Here is a 17,636-nt window from a genome sequence, read left to right on the forward strand (position 1 = left end):
GAAGGAACACACGATGCCCGCTGGAGCTGCGACCGCACGACGGGCGGGGGTGGCGCTGCTCGCGGCGCTCGCCGTCGTCCTCGCGTGCCTCACCGTCGCCGCCTCGCCCTCGACCGCGGCGACGACCGCGGGCTGCGGGAAGGCCCCGACGCTGTCCACGGGACAGCACACCATCACCAGCGGCGGCGTGTCCCGCACGTTCCGGCTCGACGTCCCCGCGGGCTACGACCGCAACAAGCCGTACCGGCTCGTCGTCGGCCTGCACTGGTGGCACGGCACGTCCAACGACGTGGTGAACGAGAACTACTACGGCCTCAAGCCGCTGTCCGGGACGAGCACGATCTTCGTCGCGCCGCAGGGCATCGACAACGCCTGGCCCAACTCGGGCGGCCGTGACGTCACGTTCATCGACGACGTCCTGCGGCGCGTCGAGTCCGACCTGTGCGTCGACACCACGCAGCGCTTCGCGCTGGGCTTCAGCTACGGCGGCGGCATGAGCAACGCGCTCGCGTGCGCCCGTGCCGACGTGTTCCGCGCTGTCGCGATCCTCAACGGCGCCGAGCTCAGCGGGTGCGCCGGCGGCACGCAGCCGATCGCCTTCCTCGGCTCGCACGGCGTCAGCGACGACGTCCTCAACATCTCCATGGGGCGCTCGCTGCGCGACCGCGCGCTGCGGAACAACGGGTGCACGGCCCAGAACGCGCCCGAGCCCGCGCCGGGCAGCGGCACGCACACGCGCACCGCGTACAGCTGCCGTGCCGGCTACCCGGTGGTCTGGCTCGCGTTCGACGGCGGGCACGCGTGGGCCGCGCGCGACCGCAACCAGGGCCAGTCCTGGGTGCCGGGCGAGGTGTGGCAGTTCTTCACGTCGCTGACGTCGACGACGACCACGCCGCCTACCCAGACGACGCCGCCGCCGACCGAGACGACCCCGCCGCCGACCGGGACGACCCCGCCGCCGACCGAGACGACGCCGCCGCCGGTCACCGGCGCCTGCACCGCGCGGTACACGACGGTCAACTCGTGGCCCGGCGGGTTCCAGGGCGAGGTCACCGTCACGGCGGGCTCCGCCGCCCTCGGCGGCTGGACCGCGAGCTGGGCCCTCGCCTCGGGGCAGGGCGTCACGCAGGTCTGGGGCGGCACCTCGTCCGTGAGCGGCGGTCGCGCGAGCGTCGCGAACGCGCCGTGGAACGGGAGGCTCGCACCCGGGGCGTCGACGACGTTCGGCTTCATCGGCACGGGCTCGCCGAGCACGCCCTCGGTGGCGTGCGCGGCACGGTGAGCGGCGACGGCTGACGTCGCGCACCGCGAGGGTCGTCGTCCGCGTCCGGGTCAGCGCGGACGACGACCCGTCCGGGCCGCAGGTCAGCCGACCGCCGCGGGCGACGGGACGGTCATGAGGGCGTCGAGCACCGCCTGGGCCGCCTCGGCGGCCTTGCGCGCGTGGTACGCCGCGCGCCACGCGGCGACCGCCACGCGCTGCCGGTCGTGCAGGTCCTCGGGCGTCGCGGCCAGCAGCGCGGGGGACGACGCGAGCACCCGCTCCAGGACGTCGAGCGTCGCGAGCGCGTCGGCGTCCGCGGTGTGCAGCAGCCCCGTGGTCACGCCGTGGTGCTCGCACAGGTCGACGAGCCGGCGGCCGCCGGCACGCGCCGGGTCGGCCATCCGGTCGAGCACCATGGGGTCCAGGACCGGGCGGACCGGCCCGCCGAGGCGCTCGGGGAGCGTCGGCAGGCCGTGCCGGACCAGCTCCGCGTCGAGCACCGCGAGGTCGAAGTCCGCGTTGTACGCGACGAGCGCGCTGCCGCCGCGCAGCGCCGCCGCGATCTCGTCGGCCACCGCGTCCAGCGCGGGGCCGGGTGCGGTGCCGTGCTCGCGCACGTGCTCCGTCGTCAGCCCGTGCACCGCGCCGGCCGCCTGCGGGATCTCGACACCCGGGTCGACGAGCCACGTGCGCACGTGCGTCCCGGTGGCGTCCCGGCGCACGAGCGCGGCGCTCACCACGCGGTCGGAGCGCACGTCGACACCCGTGGTCTCGGTGTCGAAACCCAGCAGAGGCACGTGGTTCCAGCTCGCGGCGTTCACCCGCGCAGCATCGCACCGCGCACCGACACCGCCGAGGCAGCGACACGGCGCGCGAGATCGCCCCGGTAGGCTCGTCGGGTGAGCAACGAGATCGAGATCGGCCGCGGCAAGCGCGGACGGCGGGCCTACTCCTTCGACGACATCGCGGTGGTGCCCTCGCGGCGCACGCGTGACCCGCAGGACGTGTCGGTCGGGTGGCAGATCGACGCCTACCACTTCGACCTGCCGGTGGTCGCGGCCCCGATGGACTCCGTGATGAGCCCGGCGACCGCGGTCGCGCTCGGTCGCCTCGGTGGTCTCGGCGTGCTCGACCTCGAGGGTCTGTGGACCCGGTATGACGACCCGACCCCGTACCTCACGGAGGTCGCGGCGCTCGACCCGCAGCAGGCCACCGCCCGCATGCAGGAGATCTACGCGGCGCCCATCCAGCCCGAGCTGATCACCGCGCGGCTCAAGGAGATCCGTGCCGCGGGCGTCACCGTCGCGGGCGCGCTGTCGCCGCAGCGCACGCAGGAGCACTGGCGCACGGTCGTCGACGCGGGCGTCGACCTGTTCGTGATCCGCGGCACCACCGTCTCGGCCGAGCACGTCTCCGGCAGCGCCGAGCCGCTCAACCTCAAGCGCTTCATCTACGAGCTCGACGTCCCGGTGATCGTCGGCGGCGCGTCCACCTACACCGCGGCGCTGCACCTCATGCGCACGGGCGCCGCGGGCGTGCTGGTCGGGTTCGGCGGCGGCGCCGCCCACACGACGCGCGTCTCGCTGGGCATCCACGCCCCCATGGCGACCGCGGTGGCGGACGTCGCGGCCGCGCGCCGCGACTACCTCGACGAGTCGGGCGGCCGGTACGTGCACGTCATCGCCGACGGCGGCGTGGGCCGCTCGGGTGACCTGGTCAAGGCCGTCGCGTGCGGCGCCGACGCGGTCATGCTCGGTGCGGCGCTCGCGCGCGCGACCGAGGCGCCCGGACGCGGCTTCCACTGGGGGCCCGAGGCGCACCACCCGCACCTGCCGCGCGGCGAGCGCGTCGAGGTGGGCACGTCCGGCACGCTCGAGCAGATCCTGTTCGGCCCCGGCCGCACGGCTGACGGCACGCTGAACCTCATCGGCGCGCTGCGCCGGGCGATGGCGACGACCGGCTACTCGGACCTCAAGGAGTTCCAGCGCGTCGAGGTCGTCCTGTCGCCGTACCAGCCGCGCTGACGCCGTTCCCGACGAGCGCCGGCCACTGACGGACACCGGCCCCTGACGGACGCCGGCCCCTGACGGACGCCAGCCCTGACGGACGCCGGCCCCGCGGGGGCCGGGTCAGGCGTTCGGGAAGCGGTCGGGCTCGTCGTCCAGGCGGTCGTCGAGGCGTGCGTACAGCAGCGCGTGCACCTTCTCGACGCGCGGGATGTCCTCGAACTCCAGCGGGTCGTCCGACGCGGACTCGATGATGAGCGTCCCCGTGCGCAGGATCCGGTCCACCAGCCCGTGCCGGAACTGCACGGAGTTGATGCGCAGCACGGGGATGTCGATGCCGGAGCGCGTGAGGATGCCCTGGCGGAACATCACGCGGCGGTCGGTGATGACGAAGTGCGTGGTGCGCCACGACACGAGCTTCGCGACGAACCACACGAGCGCCGCGAGCCACACGACGGCGACGGCGACGGCGACGGTCGTCGCGACACCGTCGGACACCGAGTCGCCGGTCGACCACGCCAGCCCCCAGCCGCCGAGGGCGGTGGCGACGACGAGCGCCAGGCCCGGGGCGAGCAGCGCCTTGACGTGCGGGTGCTGGTGGACGACGACGACCTCGTCGTCGGTCAGCACGTCGTTCGGGTAGCCCACGGCTCCTCCTCGGTCCCGGCCGCCCGGCCGGCGGCGGCGTCGTCGGCGGAAGCATCCCACGCCGCGCGCCCCCCGCGGAACTCCGTCAGCCGGTCAGCTCCTGCGGCGTGACCTGCGGGTTCGTCGGCGTGTGGTGGCGTCCGACGGGCACGACGAGCGGCGTGCCGGACACCGGGTCGGCGATCACGCGAGCCGTCATGCCGAACACCTCCTCGACGAGCGCGGGCGTCACCACGTCGGACGGGGCGCCCTGCGCGACGAGCCGGCCCTCGCGCAGCGCGACCAGGTGGTCCGTGTAGCGCGCGGCGAGGTTGAGGTCGTGCAGCACCATGACGATCGTCGTCCCGCGTGCGCGGTTGAGGTCGGTGAGCAGGTCGAGCACCTCGACCTGGTGCGCGACGTCGAGGAACGTCGTCGGCTCGTCGAGCAGCAGCACGTCGGTCTGCTGCGCGAGCGCCATGGCGATCCACACGCGCTGGCGCTGGCCGCCGGACAGCTCGTCGACGGACCGGTCCGCGAGGTCGAGGATGTCGGTCGCGCGCAGCGCCTCCTCGACGGCCGCGTCGTCCTGCGCGGTCCACCGGCGGAACCAGCCCTGGTGCGGGTACCGGCCGCGTCCGACGAGGTCCGCGACCGCGATGCCCTCGGGGCTGACGGGCGTCTGCGGCAGCAGGCCGAGCACGGTGGCGACCTCGCGCGGCGGGATCGTGTCGATCGGGCGGCCGTCGAGCAGCACGCGGCCGGTCCGGACCTTCAGGAGGCGCGCCATCGCGCGCAGCAGCGTGGACTTCCCGCAGGCGTTGGCGCCGACGATCGTCGTGATCCGGCCCGCCGGGACCTCGAGCGTCATGTCGTGCACGACGACGCGCTCGTCGTAGCCGATCGTCGCGGCCTCGACCGCGAGGGTGTGGGTGCTCACAGGCTTCCTCCGGAGCGGTTGGTCCTGGCCAGGAGCCAGAGCAGGTAGGGCGCGCCCAGCACGCCGGTGACGACGCCCACGGGGAAGCGCGCGACGAGCAGGTGCTGGCCGACGAGGTCGCCCACGAGCACGAGCAGCGCGCCGACGAGCGCGGCGGGCACGAGCAGCGACCCGGTGCCGCGCACGAGCCGGTGCGCGATGGGGCCGGACAGGAACGCGACGAACGCGACGGGCCCGGTCGTCGCGGTCGCGACCGACACGACGGCCACCGCGACGACGATCAGGGCGAGCCGCGTGCGGTCGGGGCGCACGCCCAGCGCCGACGCGGTGTCGTCACCGAGCTGCAGCGCCGACAGGCGCCGCGAGAGCGCCAGCAGCACGGGCAGCAGCACCGCCATGGCGACCGCGAGCGGACCGACGCCCGGCCAGAACGCCGAGTTGAGGCTGCCGGTGAGCCAGCGCAGCGCCTCGTTCGCGTCGTACACGCCCGCGCGCGTCATCGCGTACGCGATGACCGAGTCGAGCATCGCGCCGACCGCGATGCCGATGAGCACCAGACGCGCGCCGTGCACACCGCCGCGCCACGACAGCCCGTAGATCGCCGCCGCCACGGCGATGCCGCAGACCACGGCGACGAGCGACAGCGCCGTGCCGCTGAGCCCGAACATCGTGATCGCGACCACCGCGGCAGCGCTCGACCCGGCGCTCACGCCGATGATGTCGGGGCTGGCCAGCGGGTTGCGCAGCATCGTCTGGAACACCACGCCGCCCATGCCGAACCCGAGGCCGACGAGCAGACCGGTGAGCATCCTCGGCAGTCGGATCGTCTCGACGTTGAACGTGGCCCCCGGCACGCGCTCACCGAGCAGGACCTGCAGGACCTGGGCCGGTGAGTAGGTCCGCTCGCCGACGCACAGCGTCACGACGGCGACGACGAGCAGGATCCCGACGAGCACGCCCACGACGGTGCGGCGGCGGCGCGCGCGTGCGCGACGTCCGGCGCTGACCGTGCTGATGCCTCCTGGGGCGGGCCGAGCCGCGGGAGGCAGGACGGCCGTCACAGCTCGCGCACCTTCTGCCGGCGGATGATCGCGATGAACACGGGCGCGCCCAGCACGGCGGTCACGATGCCGACCTCGACCTCCTGCGGCCGCGCGACGACGCGCCCGACGACGTCCGCGGCGAGCAGCAGGGCGGAGCCGAGCGCCGCCGCGTACGGCAGCAGCCACCGGTGGCTGGGGCCGGTGAACGCGCGCGCGAGGTGCGGGACGACGAGCCCGACGAACCCGATGGGGCCCGCGATCGCGACCGACGCGCCGCACAGCAGCACCGTCGCGAGCGCGCCCACCCCGCGCACGAGGCCGACGCGCTGACCGAGCCCGGTGGCGACCTCGTCGCCGAGCGCGATCGCGTCCATGCCGCGCGCGCAGCCGACCGCGAGCACCGTGCCGACCACGAGGAACGGCACGATCTGCCCGATCTCGGCGTACGACGCGCGGCCGATCGACCCGACCTGCCAGAACCGGAACGTGTCGAGCACGTCGGTGCGCGTGAGCAGCACCATGGACACGGCGGAGAGCAGCGCGGCGGACGTCGCGGCACCCGCGAGCGCGAGCTTGAGCGGGGTGGCGCCCTCGCGGCCCATCGAGCCGATCGCGTAGACGAGCAGCGACGCGAGGGCCGCGCCGAGGAACGCGGCCCAGACGTACTGGGTGAGCGTCGCGAGGCCGACCCAGGCCATGCCGAGCACGACGAACAGCGACGCGCCCGAGCTGACGCCGAGGAGCGCGGGGTCGGCGAGCGGGTTGCGCGTGAGCCCCTGCATGACGGAGCCCGCGAGGCCCAGCGCGGCGCCGACGAGCAGGCCCAGCAGCGTGCGCGGCACGCGGGACGCCACCGCGGCCTGGGCGATCGTGTCGTCGGGGTGCAGCACACCGGCCACGACGTCGGACCAGCCGACGACGCGTGAGCCGAACGCGAGCGAGCACACGACGGCGACGACCACCGCGAGCACGCACACCGCGAGCCCGGTCGCGCGTCGCGGGCGCGCCGACGCCGGCCGCCTCGGGGCGAGGTCGGCCGGCGTCGCGGTGGTGCGCAGGGTCACCCGACCTTCTTCGCCGCCGCCTCGAACTTGTCGAGGTAGTCGTCGAGGACCCACGGGATCGACAGGACCGTCGGGCCGGACGTGGCGGCCGAGAGCGGGCCGTCGTTGGGCATGACGACGACCGAGCCGCGCTGCACCGCCGGGATCTTGCCGTAGAGCGGGTCGGCCTGGAGCGTGGCGAGCGTGCTCTCGTCGCCGTAGGTGACCAGGATGTCGACGTCCGCGAGCTCGTCGACGCGCTCGGCGGACAGGGTGATGTAGAACTCGTCGGTCTCGCCGGCGAGCGCGGTGACCGACGGCGCGACCGTCAGGCCGAGGTCCTCGACGAGCTGCACGCGCGCGTCGAGCGGCGAGTACAGGCTCACGGTGGTCGCGGCCGACGGGTCGATCCAGCCGTACGCGAACGTCTTGCCCGCGACGTCGGGGCGCGCGGCGAGCGCGTCGGCGATCTGTCCCTCCACGTCGTCGACGAGCTCCTGCGCCTGCGTCCCCAGGCCGAGCGCGCGGCCGTCGATCAGCGCCATGTCCTGCCAGCTCGTGCCCCACGCGTACTGCGGGTAGGAGACGGTCGGGGCGATGCCGCTGAGCGTGTCGAACTGCTCCTTCGTCAGGCCCGAGTAGGCCGCGAGGATGACGTCCGGCTCGGTGTTGTTGACCGACTCGAACGGGATGCCGTCGGTCTCGTCGAACAGGACGGGGAGCTGGTCGCCCGTGGCGCCGAGCTCCTCGAGCGCCGCGTACGTCCAGGGCAGGACGCCGTCGGTGTCGTCGTCCCCGTACGTCGACTTCTGGATGCCGACGGGCACGACGCCGAGCGCGATCGGCACGTCGTGGTTGCCCCAGTTGACCGTGGCGACCCGCTGCGGCTGCGACTCGATCGTGGTGTCGCCGAACGTGCTCGTGATCGTCACCGGGAACGCGTCCGACGAGGCGGCCGTCGTCGCGGCGCCGGTGGGTGCCGCGCCGTCGTCGGAGCCCGACGAGCAGGCGGTGAGCGCGAGCGCGGCGGCCGCCGCGACGGCGGCGAGCCGGATCGGGCGCGGGGCGCGCAGGAGTGCGGGGCGCATGGGGGGTCCTCACGGTGGGGGAAGGAGGCGCAGGCCTCTGACGTGGGTCGATTAGGCGAGCCTCACCTTAGTCCGCCCACGCGCGTGCTCCAAGGTCGCCGTGATCACAGCACGGCGTCAGAAACGACACCCGGGCGCCGCGCACGGCCGTCCGCGGGTGCGTGGGTGGCCGCGCGTACGCTGACGGGATGTCGCAGGATCACGAGGGGCAGCGCCCCGGTCACGACGGCGGGCAGCGCGGCTCGGCGGAGCTGTACGACCCGGAGACCGACCCGCTCGCCACGTACGTCCTCGAGCCCGAGGACGTCGCGACGCTGCTGCGCCGCGTCGTCGCCTCGCCAGGTGCGCAGACGCACACCTCCCACGCGCCGTTCACGGGCGCGCCCATCGCCGCCGTCCCGCTCTCGACGCCCGACGACGTCGCGCGCGCGGCCCGCTCCGCGCGCGCCGCGCAACGGCTGTGGTCCGCCCGGTCCGTGCGGGAGCGCGCCGCGGTCCTCTCACGCGTGCACGACCTGGTGCTCGCGCGGCAGTCGGACGTGCTCGACCTCCTCCAGCTCGAGACGGGCAAGGCGCGCGTCTCCGCGTTCGAGGAGGTCGCGGACATCGCGCTCGTCGCACGGCACTACGCCGCGCGCGCCCGGCGCTACCTCGCGCCGCGGAGGGTGCTCGGCACCGTGCCCGGGCTCACCGACGTGCGCGTGCTGCGCCACCCCGTCGGCGTGGTCGGCATCATCGCGCCCTGGAACTTCCCGCTCACGCTCACGCTCGGGGACGTCCTGCCCGCGCTCGTCGCCGGCAACGCCGTGCTGCTGCGCCCCGACCCGCAGACCGCGCTCACCGCGCTGTGGGCCGCGGAGCTGCTCGAGGACGCCGGGCTCCCGCCGGGTGTCCTCCAGGTCGTCGTCGGCGACGGCCCCACCGTCGGCGCCGCCGTCGTCGAGCACGTCGACCACGTGAGCTTCACGGGCTCGACCCGCACGGGCCGCGCGGTCGCGGCGAGCGCGGGGGACAAGCTCGTGCCCGCGACGCTGGAGCTCGGCGGCAAGAACGCGATGTACGTCGCCGACGACGTGGACGTCGAGACCGCCGCCGAGGGCGCGGTGCGCGCGGCCTTCGTCGGCGCCGGTCAGGTGTGCGTGAGCATCGAGCGCATCTACGTGCACCGCGACGTCCGGGACGACTTCCTCGAGGCGTTCGCGCGGCGCACGCGGGACCTGCGGCTCGGTGCCGGGCTCGACTACCGCAGCGACGTCGGCTCGCTCACGTCCGCCGCGCAGCTCGCGACGGTCGTCGAGCACGTGGAGGACGCCATCGGGCTGGGCGCACGCGTGCTCGCGGGCGGGGTGCACCGCTCCGACCTCGGCCCCTGGTTCTACGAGCCGACCGTGCTCGTCGACGTCTCGCCGCACGCGCGGCTGTTCCGCGAGGAGACGTTCGGTCCCGTCGTCGCGGTCTACCCCGTCGCGTCCGACGACGAGGCCGTCGCCGCGATGAACGACACCGAGTTCGGGCTCAACGCGAGCATCTGGACGCGCGACGCGCGTCGCGGGGCCGCGCTCGCGCGGCGCGTGCACGCGGGCACCGTCAACGTCAACGAGGGCTACGTGGCCACGTGGGGCTCGGTCGGCGCGCCGCAGGGCGGCTGGGGCGCGTCGGGCATCGGCGTGCGGCACGGGCGCGAGGGGCTCTGGGAGACGACGCGCCTGCAGAGCGTCGCGGTGCAGCACGGCGCGCACGGCGCGCTCGGGCTGCCGCCGTTCGGGCTGCGACGCCTCTTCGAGCTCGGGACCGACGTGTGGCCGCAGGTCTACACCGAGCTCCTGCGTGTCATGAAGGCCGCCCGGCTGCCCTGACCCGGCACGACGACGGCAGGTGGCCCGCTCTCGCGGACCGACCTGCCGTCGTCGTGGTGTCGGGGATGGTGCCGGGGATGGTGCCGGGGACGGTGTCGCGGACGGTGCGCCCGGTCAGCGGTCGCGGACCACGTCCAGCGCCTGGCGGGCGATCGCCAGCTCCTCGTTCGTCGGGTAGACGACCACGGTCGTCGCCGACGCGTCCGTCGAGATGACCGTCGGCTCCTTCTTGCGGCCCGCGTTGCGCTCCAGGTCGATCTCGATGCCGAAGCCCTGCAGCCCATCGAGGGACCGCGCCCGGACGATGTCGTCGTTCTCGCCCACGCCCGCGGTGAACGCGATGACGTCCACCCCGCCCATGACCGCGGCGTACGAGCCGATGTACTTCTTGATGCGACGCGTGTAGACGTCGACCGCGAGCCGCGCGTCCTCGTCACCCGACTCGACGAGGTCGTGGACCTCGCGCAGGTCGTTGTGGCCCGTCAGTCCCTTGAGGCCCGAGCGGCGGTTGAGCAGGTCGTCGATCTCGTCGATGCTCATGCCCGCGTTGCGCGACAGGTGGAACACCACGGCCGGGTCGATGTCGCCCGTGCGCGTCCCCATCACGAGGCCCTCGAGCGGCGTCAGGCCCATCGACGTGTCCACCGCGTGACCGCCGTCGACGGCCGAGACGGACGCCCCGTTGCCCAGGTGCAGCACGATCGTCCGGGTCGCCGCGAGGTCGCGGCCGAGGAACTCCGCGACGCCGTGCGAGACGAACTGGTGCGACGTGCCGTGCGCGCCGTAGCGGCGCACCTTGTACGTCGCCGCCACCTCGCGGTCGATCGCGTACGTCGCGGCCGCCGCGGGCAGGTGGTGGAAGAACGCCGTGTCGAACACCGCGACGTGCGGCACGTCCGGCAGCAGCGCGCGCCCCACCCGGATACCCGTGAGGTTCGCCGGGTTGTGCAGCGGGGCGAGCGCGGACAGCTCGTCGATCTTGCGCTCGACCTCCGCGTCGACCAGCACCGGGCCGTCGAACGCCATGCCGCCCTGCACCACACGGTGACCCACCGCGACGACGTTCGCCTCCGCGAGGTCCGGACCCGCGACCTCGAACAGGCTCAGCACGCGCCGCAGGCCCTCGCCGTGGTCCGGGATGTGCAGCTCACGCTCGGTCGTCGTCCCGCCGTGCACGTGCCGCAGGGAGCCCGTGGGCTCGCCGATGCGCTCGACGACGCCCGACGCGACCGCCGCTCCGGTGCCGAGCTCGACCAGCTGGTACTTGATCGAGGACGACCCCGAGTTGACGACCAGGACTGTCTGGGTGGTCATGCCTGAGCCTCCTCGCCGGCCTGCTGGGCCTGCGCCTGGATCGCGGTGATCGCGACCGTGTTGACGATGTCCTGCACGAGCGCGCCGCGCGACAGGTCGTTGACCGGCTTGCGCAGGCCCTGCAGGACCGGGCCGATCGCGACCGCTCCCGCGGAGCGCTGCACGGCCTTGTAGGTGTTGTTGCCCGTGTTCAGGTCCGGGAAGACGAACACGGTCGCCCGGCCCGCGACGGCGGAGTCCGGGAGCTTGGTCTTCGCGACCGACGCGTCGACCGCCGCGTCGTACTGGATCGGCCCCTCGACCGAGAGGTCGGGACGGCGCTCGCGCACGAGCGCGGTGGCCGCCCGCACCTTGTCGACGTCCGCGCCCGAGCCGGACTCGCCGGTCGAGTACGAGAGCATCGCGATGCGCGGCTCGATGCCGAACTGGATGGCCGTCTCCGCCGACGAGATCGCGATGTCCGCGAGTTGCTCGGCGCTCGGGTCCGGGATCACCGCGCAGTCCGCGTAGACGAGCACGCGGTCCTCGAGGCACATGAGGAACGCCGACGAGACGTTCGAGACGCCCGGCGCGGTCTTGATGATCTCGAAGCTCGGCTTGATGGTGTGCGCGGTGGTGTGCAGCGCACCCGAGACCATGCCGTCCGCCAGACCGAGGTGGACCATCATCGTGCCGAAGTACGACACCGACGGGACGATCTCCCGGGCCCGCTCGACCGTCATGCCCTTGTGCGCGCGGATCTTGGCGTACTCGCCCGCGAACCGGTCCACGTACTGCGGGTCGTGCGGGTCGATGACGTCTGCCGCGTCCAGCGCGAGGCCCAGCTCCGAGGCGCGCGCCCGGATCGCGGACTCGTCGCCGAGGATCGTGAGGTCCGCGACGCCGCGCTCGAGCAGCGTCGAGGCCGCCCGCAGGATCCGGTCGTCGTTGCCCTCGGGCAGGACGATGCGCTTGCGGTCCGCGCGGGCGCGGTCCAGCAGCGTGTACTCGAACATCAGCGGCGTCACCACGTCCGGCTTCGCGACGTCCAGCGCCGCGAGCAGACCCGGGCCGTCGACGTGCCGCTCGAACAGGGACAGCGCGGTGTCGACCTTGCGCTGCGAGTCGGCCGACAGCCGCCCGCGCGTCGAGGCGACCGTGCTCGCGGTGCGGAACGTGCCCAGGTCGGTCGCGATCAGCGGCAGCCGGCTGCCCAGACCCTCGACCAGCCGCGAGATCGTCTTCGACGGGCGGAACCCGCCGTTGAGGATGATGCCCGCGAGCGTCGGGAAGCCGTCCGCCTGGTGCGCGAGCAGCAGACCGAGCAGGATGTCGGACCGATCGCCCGGCGTCATGATGACCGCGCCGTCCGACAGCCGACCGAGCAGGTGCTCGATCTCCATCGCGCCGACGAGCATGTCGAGCACCTCGCGGCCCAGCAGCTCCGGGTCGCCCGAGATGAGCGTGCCGTCCACCGCCTCCATGAGCTGGCGCATGGTCGGCGCGGACAGCAGCGGGCTCTCCGGGAGCGCCCAGGTCGGCCGGTTCAGCGACGTCTGGAGCAGGCGGCGGACCACGTCGAGCGCGGGCTGCGCGCAGCGGTTCGGCACGATCGCCGCGACGTGCGCGTGGTTCAGCGCGAGCTCGTTGACCGCGACCTCCGCGACCTGCTCGATCTCGTCGGGCCGACGGCGGGCGCCGTTGATGACCAGCACGACGGGCGCGCCCAGGTTGGCCGCGATCCGCGCGTTGAACGCGAGCTCGGTGGGGGAGGTGACGTCGGTGTAGTCGGTGCCGACGATCACGACCGCGTCGCAGCGGCGCTCGACCGCGTGGAAGCGCGCGACGATCTGCGACAGCGCCTCCTCGGGGTCGTCGTGCACCTGCTCGTACGTCGTGCCGATGCACTCGTCGTACGACAGGCCCACGCCGTCGTGCTCGAGCAGCAGCTCGAGCACGTAGTCACGCGCCTGCGTCGAGCGCGCCACGGGGCGGAACACCCCGACGCGCTGGACGGTGCGGGCGAGGAGGTCGACGAGACCGAGGGCGACGGTCGACTTGCCGGTGTCGCCCTCTGGAGAGGCGACGTAGATGCTGCGGGCCACGGTGGGCGTGCTCCAGTCCTGCGGGGAGGGGTCGTGCTTCTAGCGGGTCGTGCCGGTGGTGCGGGTCGTGCTGGTGGTGCAGGTGCGTGAGGTGACGGCGGGGGCGGGCCTGACCGGGCCCGCCCCCGCGTGTCGTCTACTCGTTGTCACCGCCCGTCGCGACGGTCGCGGCCACCTGGCCGGAGTCGGACAGGTCCTGCGCGTCGGGCCACACCCAGTCGCGGACCTCGGGAAGGTCCTCGCCGTGCGCCCGCGTGTACTCGCGGGCCCGGAGGCGGGCGTCGACCATGCGCTGGCGCAGGCCGGCCTGCGACGCGCGCAGCCAGTGCACGTGGTCGATGACGTCGATCACCAGGTGGTACCGGTCGAGGTCGTTGAGCATGACCATGTCGAACGGCGTCGTCGTCGTGCCCTCCTCCTTGTACCCGCGCACGTGCAGGTTCGCGTGCCCGTTGCGGCGGTACGTGAGGCGGTGGATGAGCCACGGGTAGCCGTGGTAGGCGAACACGATCGGGCGGTCGGCGGTGAAGATCGTGTCGAACTCCGCGTCCGTCAGGCCGTGCGGGTGCTCCCGTGCGTCCTGCAGGCGCATGAGGTCCACGACGTTGACCACGCGGACCTTGAGCTGCGGCAGCTCACGGCGCAGGATGTCGACCGCGGCGAGCACCTCCAGCGTCGGCACGTCACCCGCCGCCGCGAGCACGACGTCCGGCTCCTCGTCGGGCGCCTCCGAGCCCGCCCACTCCCAGATGCCGAGGCCGCGCGTGCAGTGCGCGACCGCCTGCTCCATGGTGAGGAAGTTCGGCGCGGGCTGCTTGCCCGACACGACGACGTTCACGTACTGACGGCTGCGCAGGCAGTGGTCGTACGTGCTCAGGAGCGTGTTCGCGTCCGGCGGCAGGTACACCCGCACGACCTCGGCCTTCTTGTTGACCACGTGGTCGATGAAGCCCGGGTCCTGGTGGCTGAAGCCGTTGTGGTCCTGACGCCAGACGTGGCTCGACAGCAGGTAGTTCAGGCTCGCGATGGGCCGGCGCCACGGGATGTCGTTCGTGACCTTGAGCCACTTCGCGTGCTGGTTGAACATCGAGTCGACGATGTGGATGAACGCCTCGTAGCTCGTGAACAGGCCGTGCCGCCCGGTGAGCAGGTAGCCCTCGAGCCACCCCTGGCACTGGTGCTCCGAGAGCATCTCCATCACGCGACCCGCGCGAGCCAGGTGCTCGTCGACCTCGGGACCCAGCAGCTCGGCGTTCCACTGTTTGTCCGTCACGCCGTACACCGCCTGCAGGCGGTTCGACGCGGTCTCGTCGGGACCGAAGATCCGGAAGTTGTCCGGGTTCCGGCGGATGACCTCCGTGAGGTACTCGCCCAGGACGCGCGGCGCCTCCGAGATCGAGCCGCCCGGCTTGGGCACGTCCACCGCGAAGTCACGGAAGTCCGGCAGACGCAGGTCCTTGAGGAGGATGCCGCCGTTCGCCTGCGGGTTCGCGCTCATGCGCAGGTCACCCGACGGCGCGAGCGCGCGGATGTCCGGGTCGAGCCGGCCGGTCGCGTCGAACAGGTCCGCCGCGCCGTACGACTCGAGCCACTGCTCGAGCACCTGCAGGTGCTCCGCGGTGTCCCGTGCGTTCGCGAGCGGCACCTGGTGCGCGCGCCACGAGCCCGTCGTCTTCTTGCCGTCGATGACGTCCGGGCCCGTCCAGCCCTTCGGCGTGCGGAACACGATCATCGGCCAGGCCGGCCGCGTGAGGTCGCCCGCCGCCGCACGCGCCTTGATCGCGGCGATCTCGTCGAGCACCTCGTCGAGCAGCGCCGCGAACCGGCGGTGCACCTCGACCATCGGCTCGTCCGTGTCGTAGCCGCCCTCGAAGACGTAGGGCTTGTGGCCGTAGCCGACCATGAGCGCGCGCAGCTCGTCGTCGCCGATGCGGTCCAGCACCGTCGGGTTGGCGATCTTGTAGCCGTTGAGGTGCAGGATCGGCAGCACCACGCCGTCCTGCGCGGGGTTGACGAACTTGTTCGAGTGCCAGCTCGTCGCGAGCGGGCCCGTCTCCGCCTCGCCGTCGCCGACGACGGCCGCGACCAGCAGGTCGGGGTTGTCGAACGCCGCGCCGTACGCGTGGGACAGCGCGTAGCCGAGCTCGCCGCCCTCGTGGATCGAGCCGGGGGTCTCGGGGGCCACGTGGCTCGGGATGCCACCCGGGAAGGAGAACTGCCGGAACAGCCGGCGCATGCCCTCCTCGTCCTCCGTGATGTCCGAGTAGACCTCGGAGTACGTGCCGTCGAGGTACGCGCTCGCCACGAGTCCGGGACCGCCGTGGCCCGGGCCCGTGACGTAGATCGTCGACTGGCTCCGCTCCGCGATCGCCCGGTTGAGGTGCGCGTACAGGAAGTTGAGGCCGGGGGTGGTGCCCCAGTGGCCCAGCAGGCGCGGCTTGACGTGGTCCCGGGTCAGGGGTTCACGCAGCAGCGGGTTGTCGAGCAGGTAGATCTGGCCGACCGACAGGTAGTTGGCGGCGCGCCACCACTTGTCGATGCGCCCCAGGGTCTCCTCGGAGACCTGCGAACCCTGTCCGGTCTGCCATGCGGTCGTCGCCGCCGTCGTCGTGCTCATGTATCGCTCCCCGTGTCGTCCCACGGCGTGCGCCGCAGGTCTTCGAGCCGGATCCAGCCTCTACCGCACGCTCTGACGCCCGTGGGACGTCCGACCCACGGGCGTCAGCACGCCATCTGCCATACAACCGCATTCCGAGCAGTGCCGCAGGACCAGATCGTCGCAGGTCACGGGCAGTTTGCGGGTGCGCGGGCGGGGCCCGGCGCGCCGCGCGACCCCGGGCGCAGGCGGCGGTGTGACGTTGGTGACGCAGCCGAGGCGCGCACAGCCCGCGGGTTACCGTGGAGCGTGCCCGAACGACCCCTCGCGCCCGCACCGGCCGAGACCCCCGCGGCGGACGGCGCGTGGGCGGTGCGCCGCGCCGACGAGCCGACGAGCATGCTGCGCGCCGCCGTGCGACCCCGGATGCTCGGGCTGCTCGTCGTGCTGCTCGCCGCGGCCGCAGTATGCGGGATGCTCGGCGCCTGGCAGCTCGACCGCGCGGAGATCCGTGGGTCGCGTGCGCAGGCCGAGCACGAGGCGGCGATCGTCGCGGCGGACCCCGTGCCGCTGGGCGACGAGCTCGCGCCGCAGACCACGTTCCGCGGCGAGCTGGTGGCGCGCAAGGTCACCGTCACCGGCACGTACGAGGCGTCCGGGCAGGTGCTCGTACGCCAGCGCGTGCACGACGGCACGTCCGGCTACCTGGTGCTCACGCCGCTGCGGGTGAGTGACGCGGGCGGCACGTCCGGGCCGGATGCCGCGGGCGCCGTGCTCCCCGTCGTGCGCGGGTGGGTCGCCACCCCGCAGGACGCCGACGTCCCGCCCGTCGGCCCGGTCGACGTCGTCGGGTACCTGCAGGCCTCCGAGGAGTCCGGCGACGGTGTCGAGGACGGCGAGGTCGTCGCGATCTCCTCCGCCGAGCTCGTCGGCGCGTGGGGCGGCCCCATCTACACCGGGTACCTGGTGCTCGTGGCGTCCGAGCCCGGCCAGTCGGGTGCGCTCGCGCTGCTCGACCCGCCCACCACGCCCGGCTCGGAGCTCAACCTGCAGAATCTCGCGTACGCGGCGCAGTGGTGGATCTTCGGGGCGTTCGCCGTGCTGCTCTGGCTGCGCATGGTGCGCGACGAGGCCCGCGGGCGGCCCGCCGACGAGCCCACCGCGCCGCAGACCACGGCGACCTGACCCCGTCCGACCTCGTGGCCGGGTCCGGCGCTCGTGGGCCTGCTCGTGCCGTGGGGTCGTCCGGCACGCCGCACCGACCCGAGACGCACGCGCCGCCAGGTGCGACGATGCACCCGGGCGCGGGGGTGCGCCGGGACGGTCGCGGACGACAGGAGACGAGCATGCTCGCGCAGGGCACCTACGACGCCGACTACATCGCGGACAGCCGGGGCCAGGTCGAGGCCGACATCGCGGCGTTCGACAACGCGCGGGCGGACGCCGACAGCGACGACCACGCGCTCGACGACCTCGAGCTCAGCTACTTCGCCGCGCTCGTGCTCGCGCTCGAGATGCGGTTCGTGCACCGCAAGCGCGGCCGGGAGGGCACGGACGGCAACGCGCTCAACGAGGTGCGGCTGCTGGCCCGGTCGCTCATGACGAACGGCGGGCGGCTGCTGGAGGACCCCGCGATCACGCTGGACCCGGCGCGCAGCGTGCTGGGCCTGCGGCCGGGGGACGACATCGTGGTGCGGTACGAGGACTTCGTGCGCCTGTCGCGGGCGTTCTTCGACGAGCTCGAGGCGCGCTACCTGGACTGACGCCGACCTGGA

Annotated in this window: 14 protein-coding genes; 5 read left to right on the top strand and 9 right to left on the bottom strand. The window is 73.5% G+C overall.

Translation table 11 applies throughout. The features are described from left to right. Positions 1-13: 13 nt before the first annotated feature. Entirely contained in the window at positions 14-1,282 is a 1,269-nt protein-coding gene (locus ACT17Q_RS04385; RefSeq protein ID WP_094180672.1) for a cellulose binding domain-containing protein, read from the top strand. 83 nt (positions 1,283-1,365) lie between these two features. On the opposite strand, the gene ACT17Q_RS04390 is transcribed toward ACT17Q_RS04385, so the two are convergent. Then, a complete protein-coding gene (locus tag ACT17Q_RS04390; RefSeq protein WP_094180671.1) occupies positions 1,366-2,085 on the bottom strand; it encodes an exonuclease domain-containing protein in 720 nt (239 codons plus the stop codon). 78 nt (positions 2,086-2,163) lie between these two features. Between ACT17Q_RS04390 and ACT17Q_RS04395 the strand changes: the two genes are divergently transcribed. Then, a complete protein-coding gene (locus tag ACT17Q_RS04395) occupies positions 2,164-3,288 on the top strand; it encodes a GuaB3 family IMP dehydrogenase-related protein (RefSeq protein WP_094180670.1) in 1,125 nt (374 codons plus the stop codon). A 105-nt stretch (positions 3,289-3,393) separates the two neighbouring features. On the opposite strand, the gene ACT17Q_RS04400 is transcribed toward ACT17Q_RS04395, so the two are convergent. From ACT17Q_RS04400 to ACT17Q_RS04420, 5 genes are all read right to left on the bottom strand, one after another. Then, on the bottom strand, positions 3,394-3,918 hold the full coding sequence (locus ACT17Q_RS04400) for a PH domain-containing protein (protein ID WP_444664918.1): 525 nt from the start codon (positions 3,916-3,918) through the stop codon (positions 3,394-3,396). 85 nt (positions 3,919-4,003) lie between these two features. After that, the gene (locus ACT17Q_RS04405; RefSeq protein ID WP_243860781.1) at positions 4,004-4,768 is read right to left on the bottom strand and encodes an ABC transporter ATP-binding protein; all 765 of its coding nucleotides are present in this window, start codon (positions 4,766-4,768) and stop codon (positions 4,004-4,006) included. A gap of 65 nt (positions 4,769-4,833) precedes the next feature. After that, positions 4,834-5,898, bottom strand: a complete 1,065-nt coding sequence (locus ACT17Q_RS04410; protein ID WP_141319914.1) for a FecCD family ABC transporter permease — start codon at positions 5,896-5,898, stop codon at positions 4,834-4,836. Next, on the bottom strand, positions 5,895-6,944 hold the full coding sequence (locus ACT17Q_RS04415) for a FecCD family ABC transporter permease (RefSeq protein WP_094180666.1): 1,050 nt from the start codon (positions 6,942-6,944) through the stop codon (positions 5,895-5,897). The genes ACT17Q_RS04410 and ACT17Q_RS04415 overlap by 4 nt, the downstream gene beginning before the upstream one ends. After that, on the bottom strand, positions 6,941-8,011 hold the full coding sequence (locus ACT17Q_RS04420) for an iron-siderophore ABC transporter substrate-binding protein (protein ID WP_094180665.1): 1,071 nt from the start codon (positions 8,009-8,011) through the stop codon (positions 6,941-6,943). Before ACT17Q_RS04420 ends, ACT17Q_RS04415 begins: the two co-directional genes overlap by 4 nt. A gap of 188 nt (positions 8,012-8,199) precedes the next feature. On the opposite strand from ACT17Q_RS04420, the gene ACT17Q_RS04425 reads away from it, so the two are divergent. Then, complete coding sequence (locus ACT17Q_RS04425) at positions 8,200-9,867, top strand: succinic semialdehyde dehydrogenase (protein ID WP_444664919.1); 1,668 nt, start codon at positions 8,200-8,202, stop codon at positions 9,865-9,867. Positions 9,868-9,981: 114 nt separating this feature from the next. On the opposite strand, the gene ACT17Q_RS04430 is transcribed toward ACT17Q_RS04425, so the two are convergent. The 3 genes from ACT17Q_RS04430 to ACT17Q_RS04440 all read right to left on the bottom strand — a co-directional run bounded on the left by ACT17Q_RS04430 (position 9,982) and on the right by ACT17Q_RS04440 (position 15,882). Then, positions 9,982-11,181 carry an acetate/propionate family kinase gene (locus ACT17Q_RS04430; protein ID WP_444664920.1) on the bottom strand — a complete coding sequence of 400 codons (1,200 nt, stop codon included), beginning with the start codon at positions 11,179-11,181 and terminating at the stop codon, positions 9,982-9,984. Next, a complete protein-coding gene (gene pta / locus ACT17Q_RS04435) occupies positions 11,178-13,265 on the bottom strand; it encodes a phosphate acetyltransferase (RefSeq protein WP_444664921.1) in 2,088 nt (695 codons plus the stop codon). Before pta ends, ACT17Q_RS04430 begins: the two co-directional genes overlap by 4 nt. Before the next feature lie 136 nt (positions 13,266-13,401). After that, positions 13,402-15,882, bottom strand: coding sequence for a phosphoketolase family protein (locus ACT17Q_RS04440; RefSeq protein WP_094180662.1), 2,481 nt, complete (start codon positions 15,880-15,882; stop codon positions 13,402-13,404). A gap of 288 nt (positions 15,883-16,170) precedes the next feature. Between ACT17Q_RS04440 and ACT17Q_RS04445 the strand changes: the two genes are divergently transcribed. Next, on the top strand, positions 16,171-17,046 hold the full coding sequence (locus ACT17Q_RS04445) for an SURF1 family protein (RefSeq protein ID WP_444664922.1): 876 nt from the start codon (positions 16,171-16,173) through the stop codon (positions 17,044-17,046). 161 nt (positions 17,047-17,207) lie between these two features. After that, positions 17,208-17,624 (top strand): hypothetical protein, encoded by a 417-nt coding sequence (locus tag ACT17Q_RS04450; protein ID WP_141319929.1) that lies wholly within the window; start codon positions 17,208-17,210, stop codon positions 17,622-17,624. The last annotated feature ends 12 nt before the right edge of the window (positions 17,625-17,636 follow it).

The organism is Cellulomonas sp. CW35 (assembly GCF_052378485.1).
In the GTDB taxonomy this organism is placed as follows: Bacteria; Actinomycetota; Actinomycetes; order Actinomycetales; family Cellulomonadaceae; genus Cellulomonas; species Cellulomonas uda.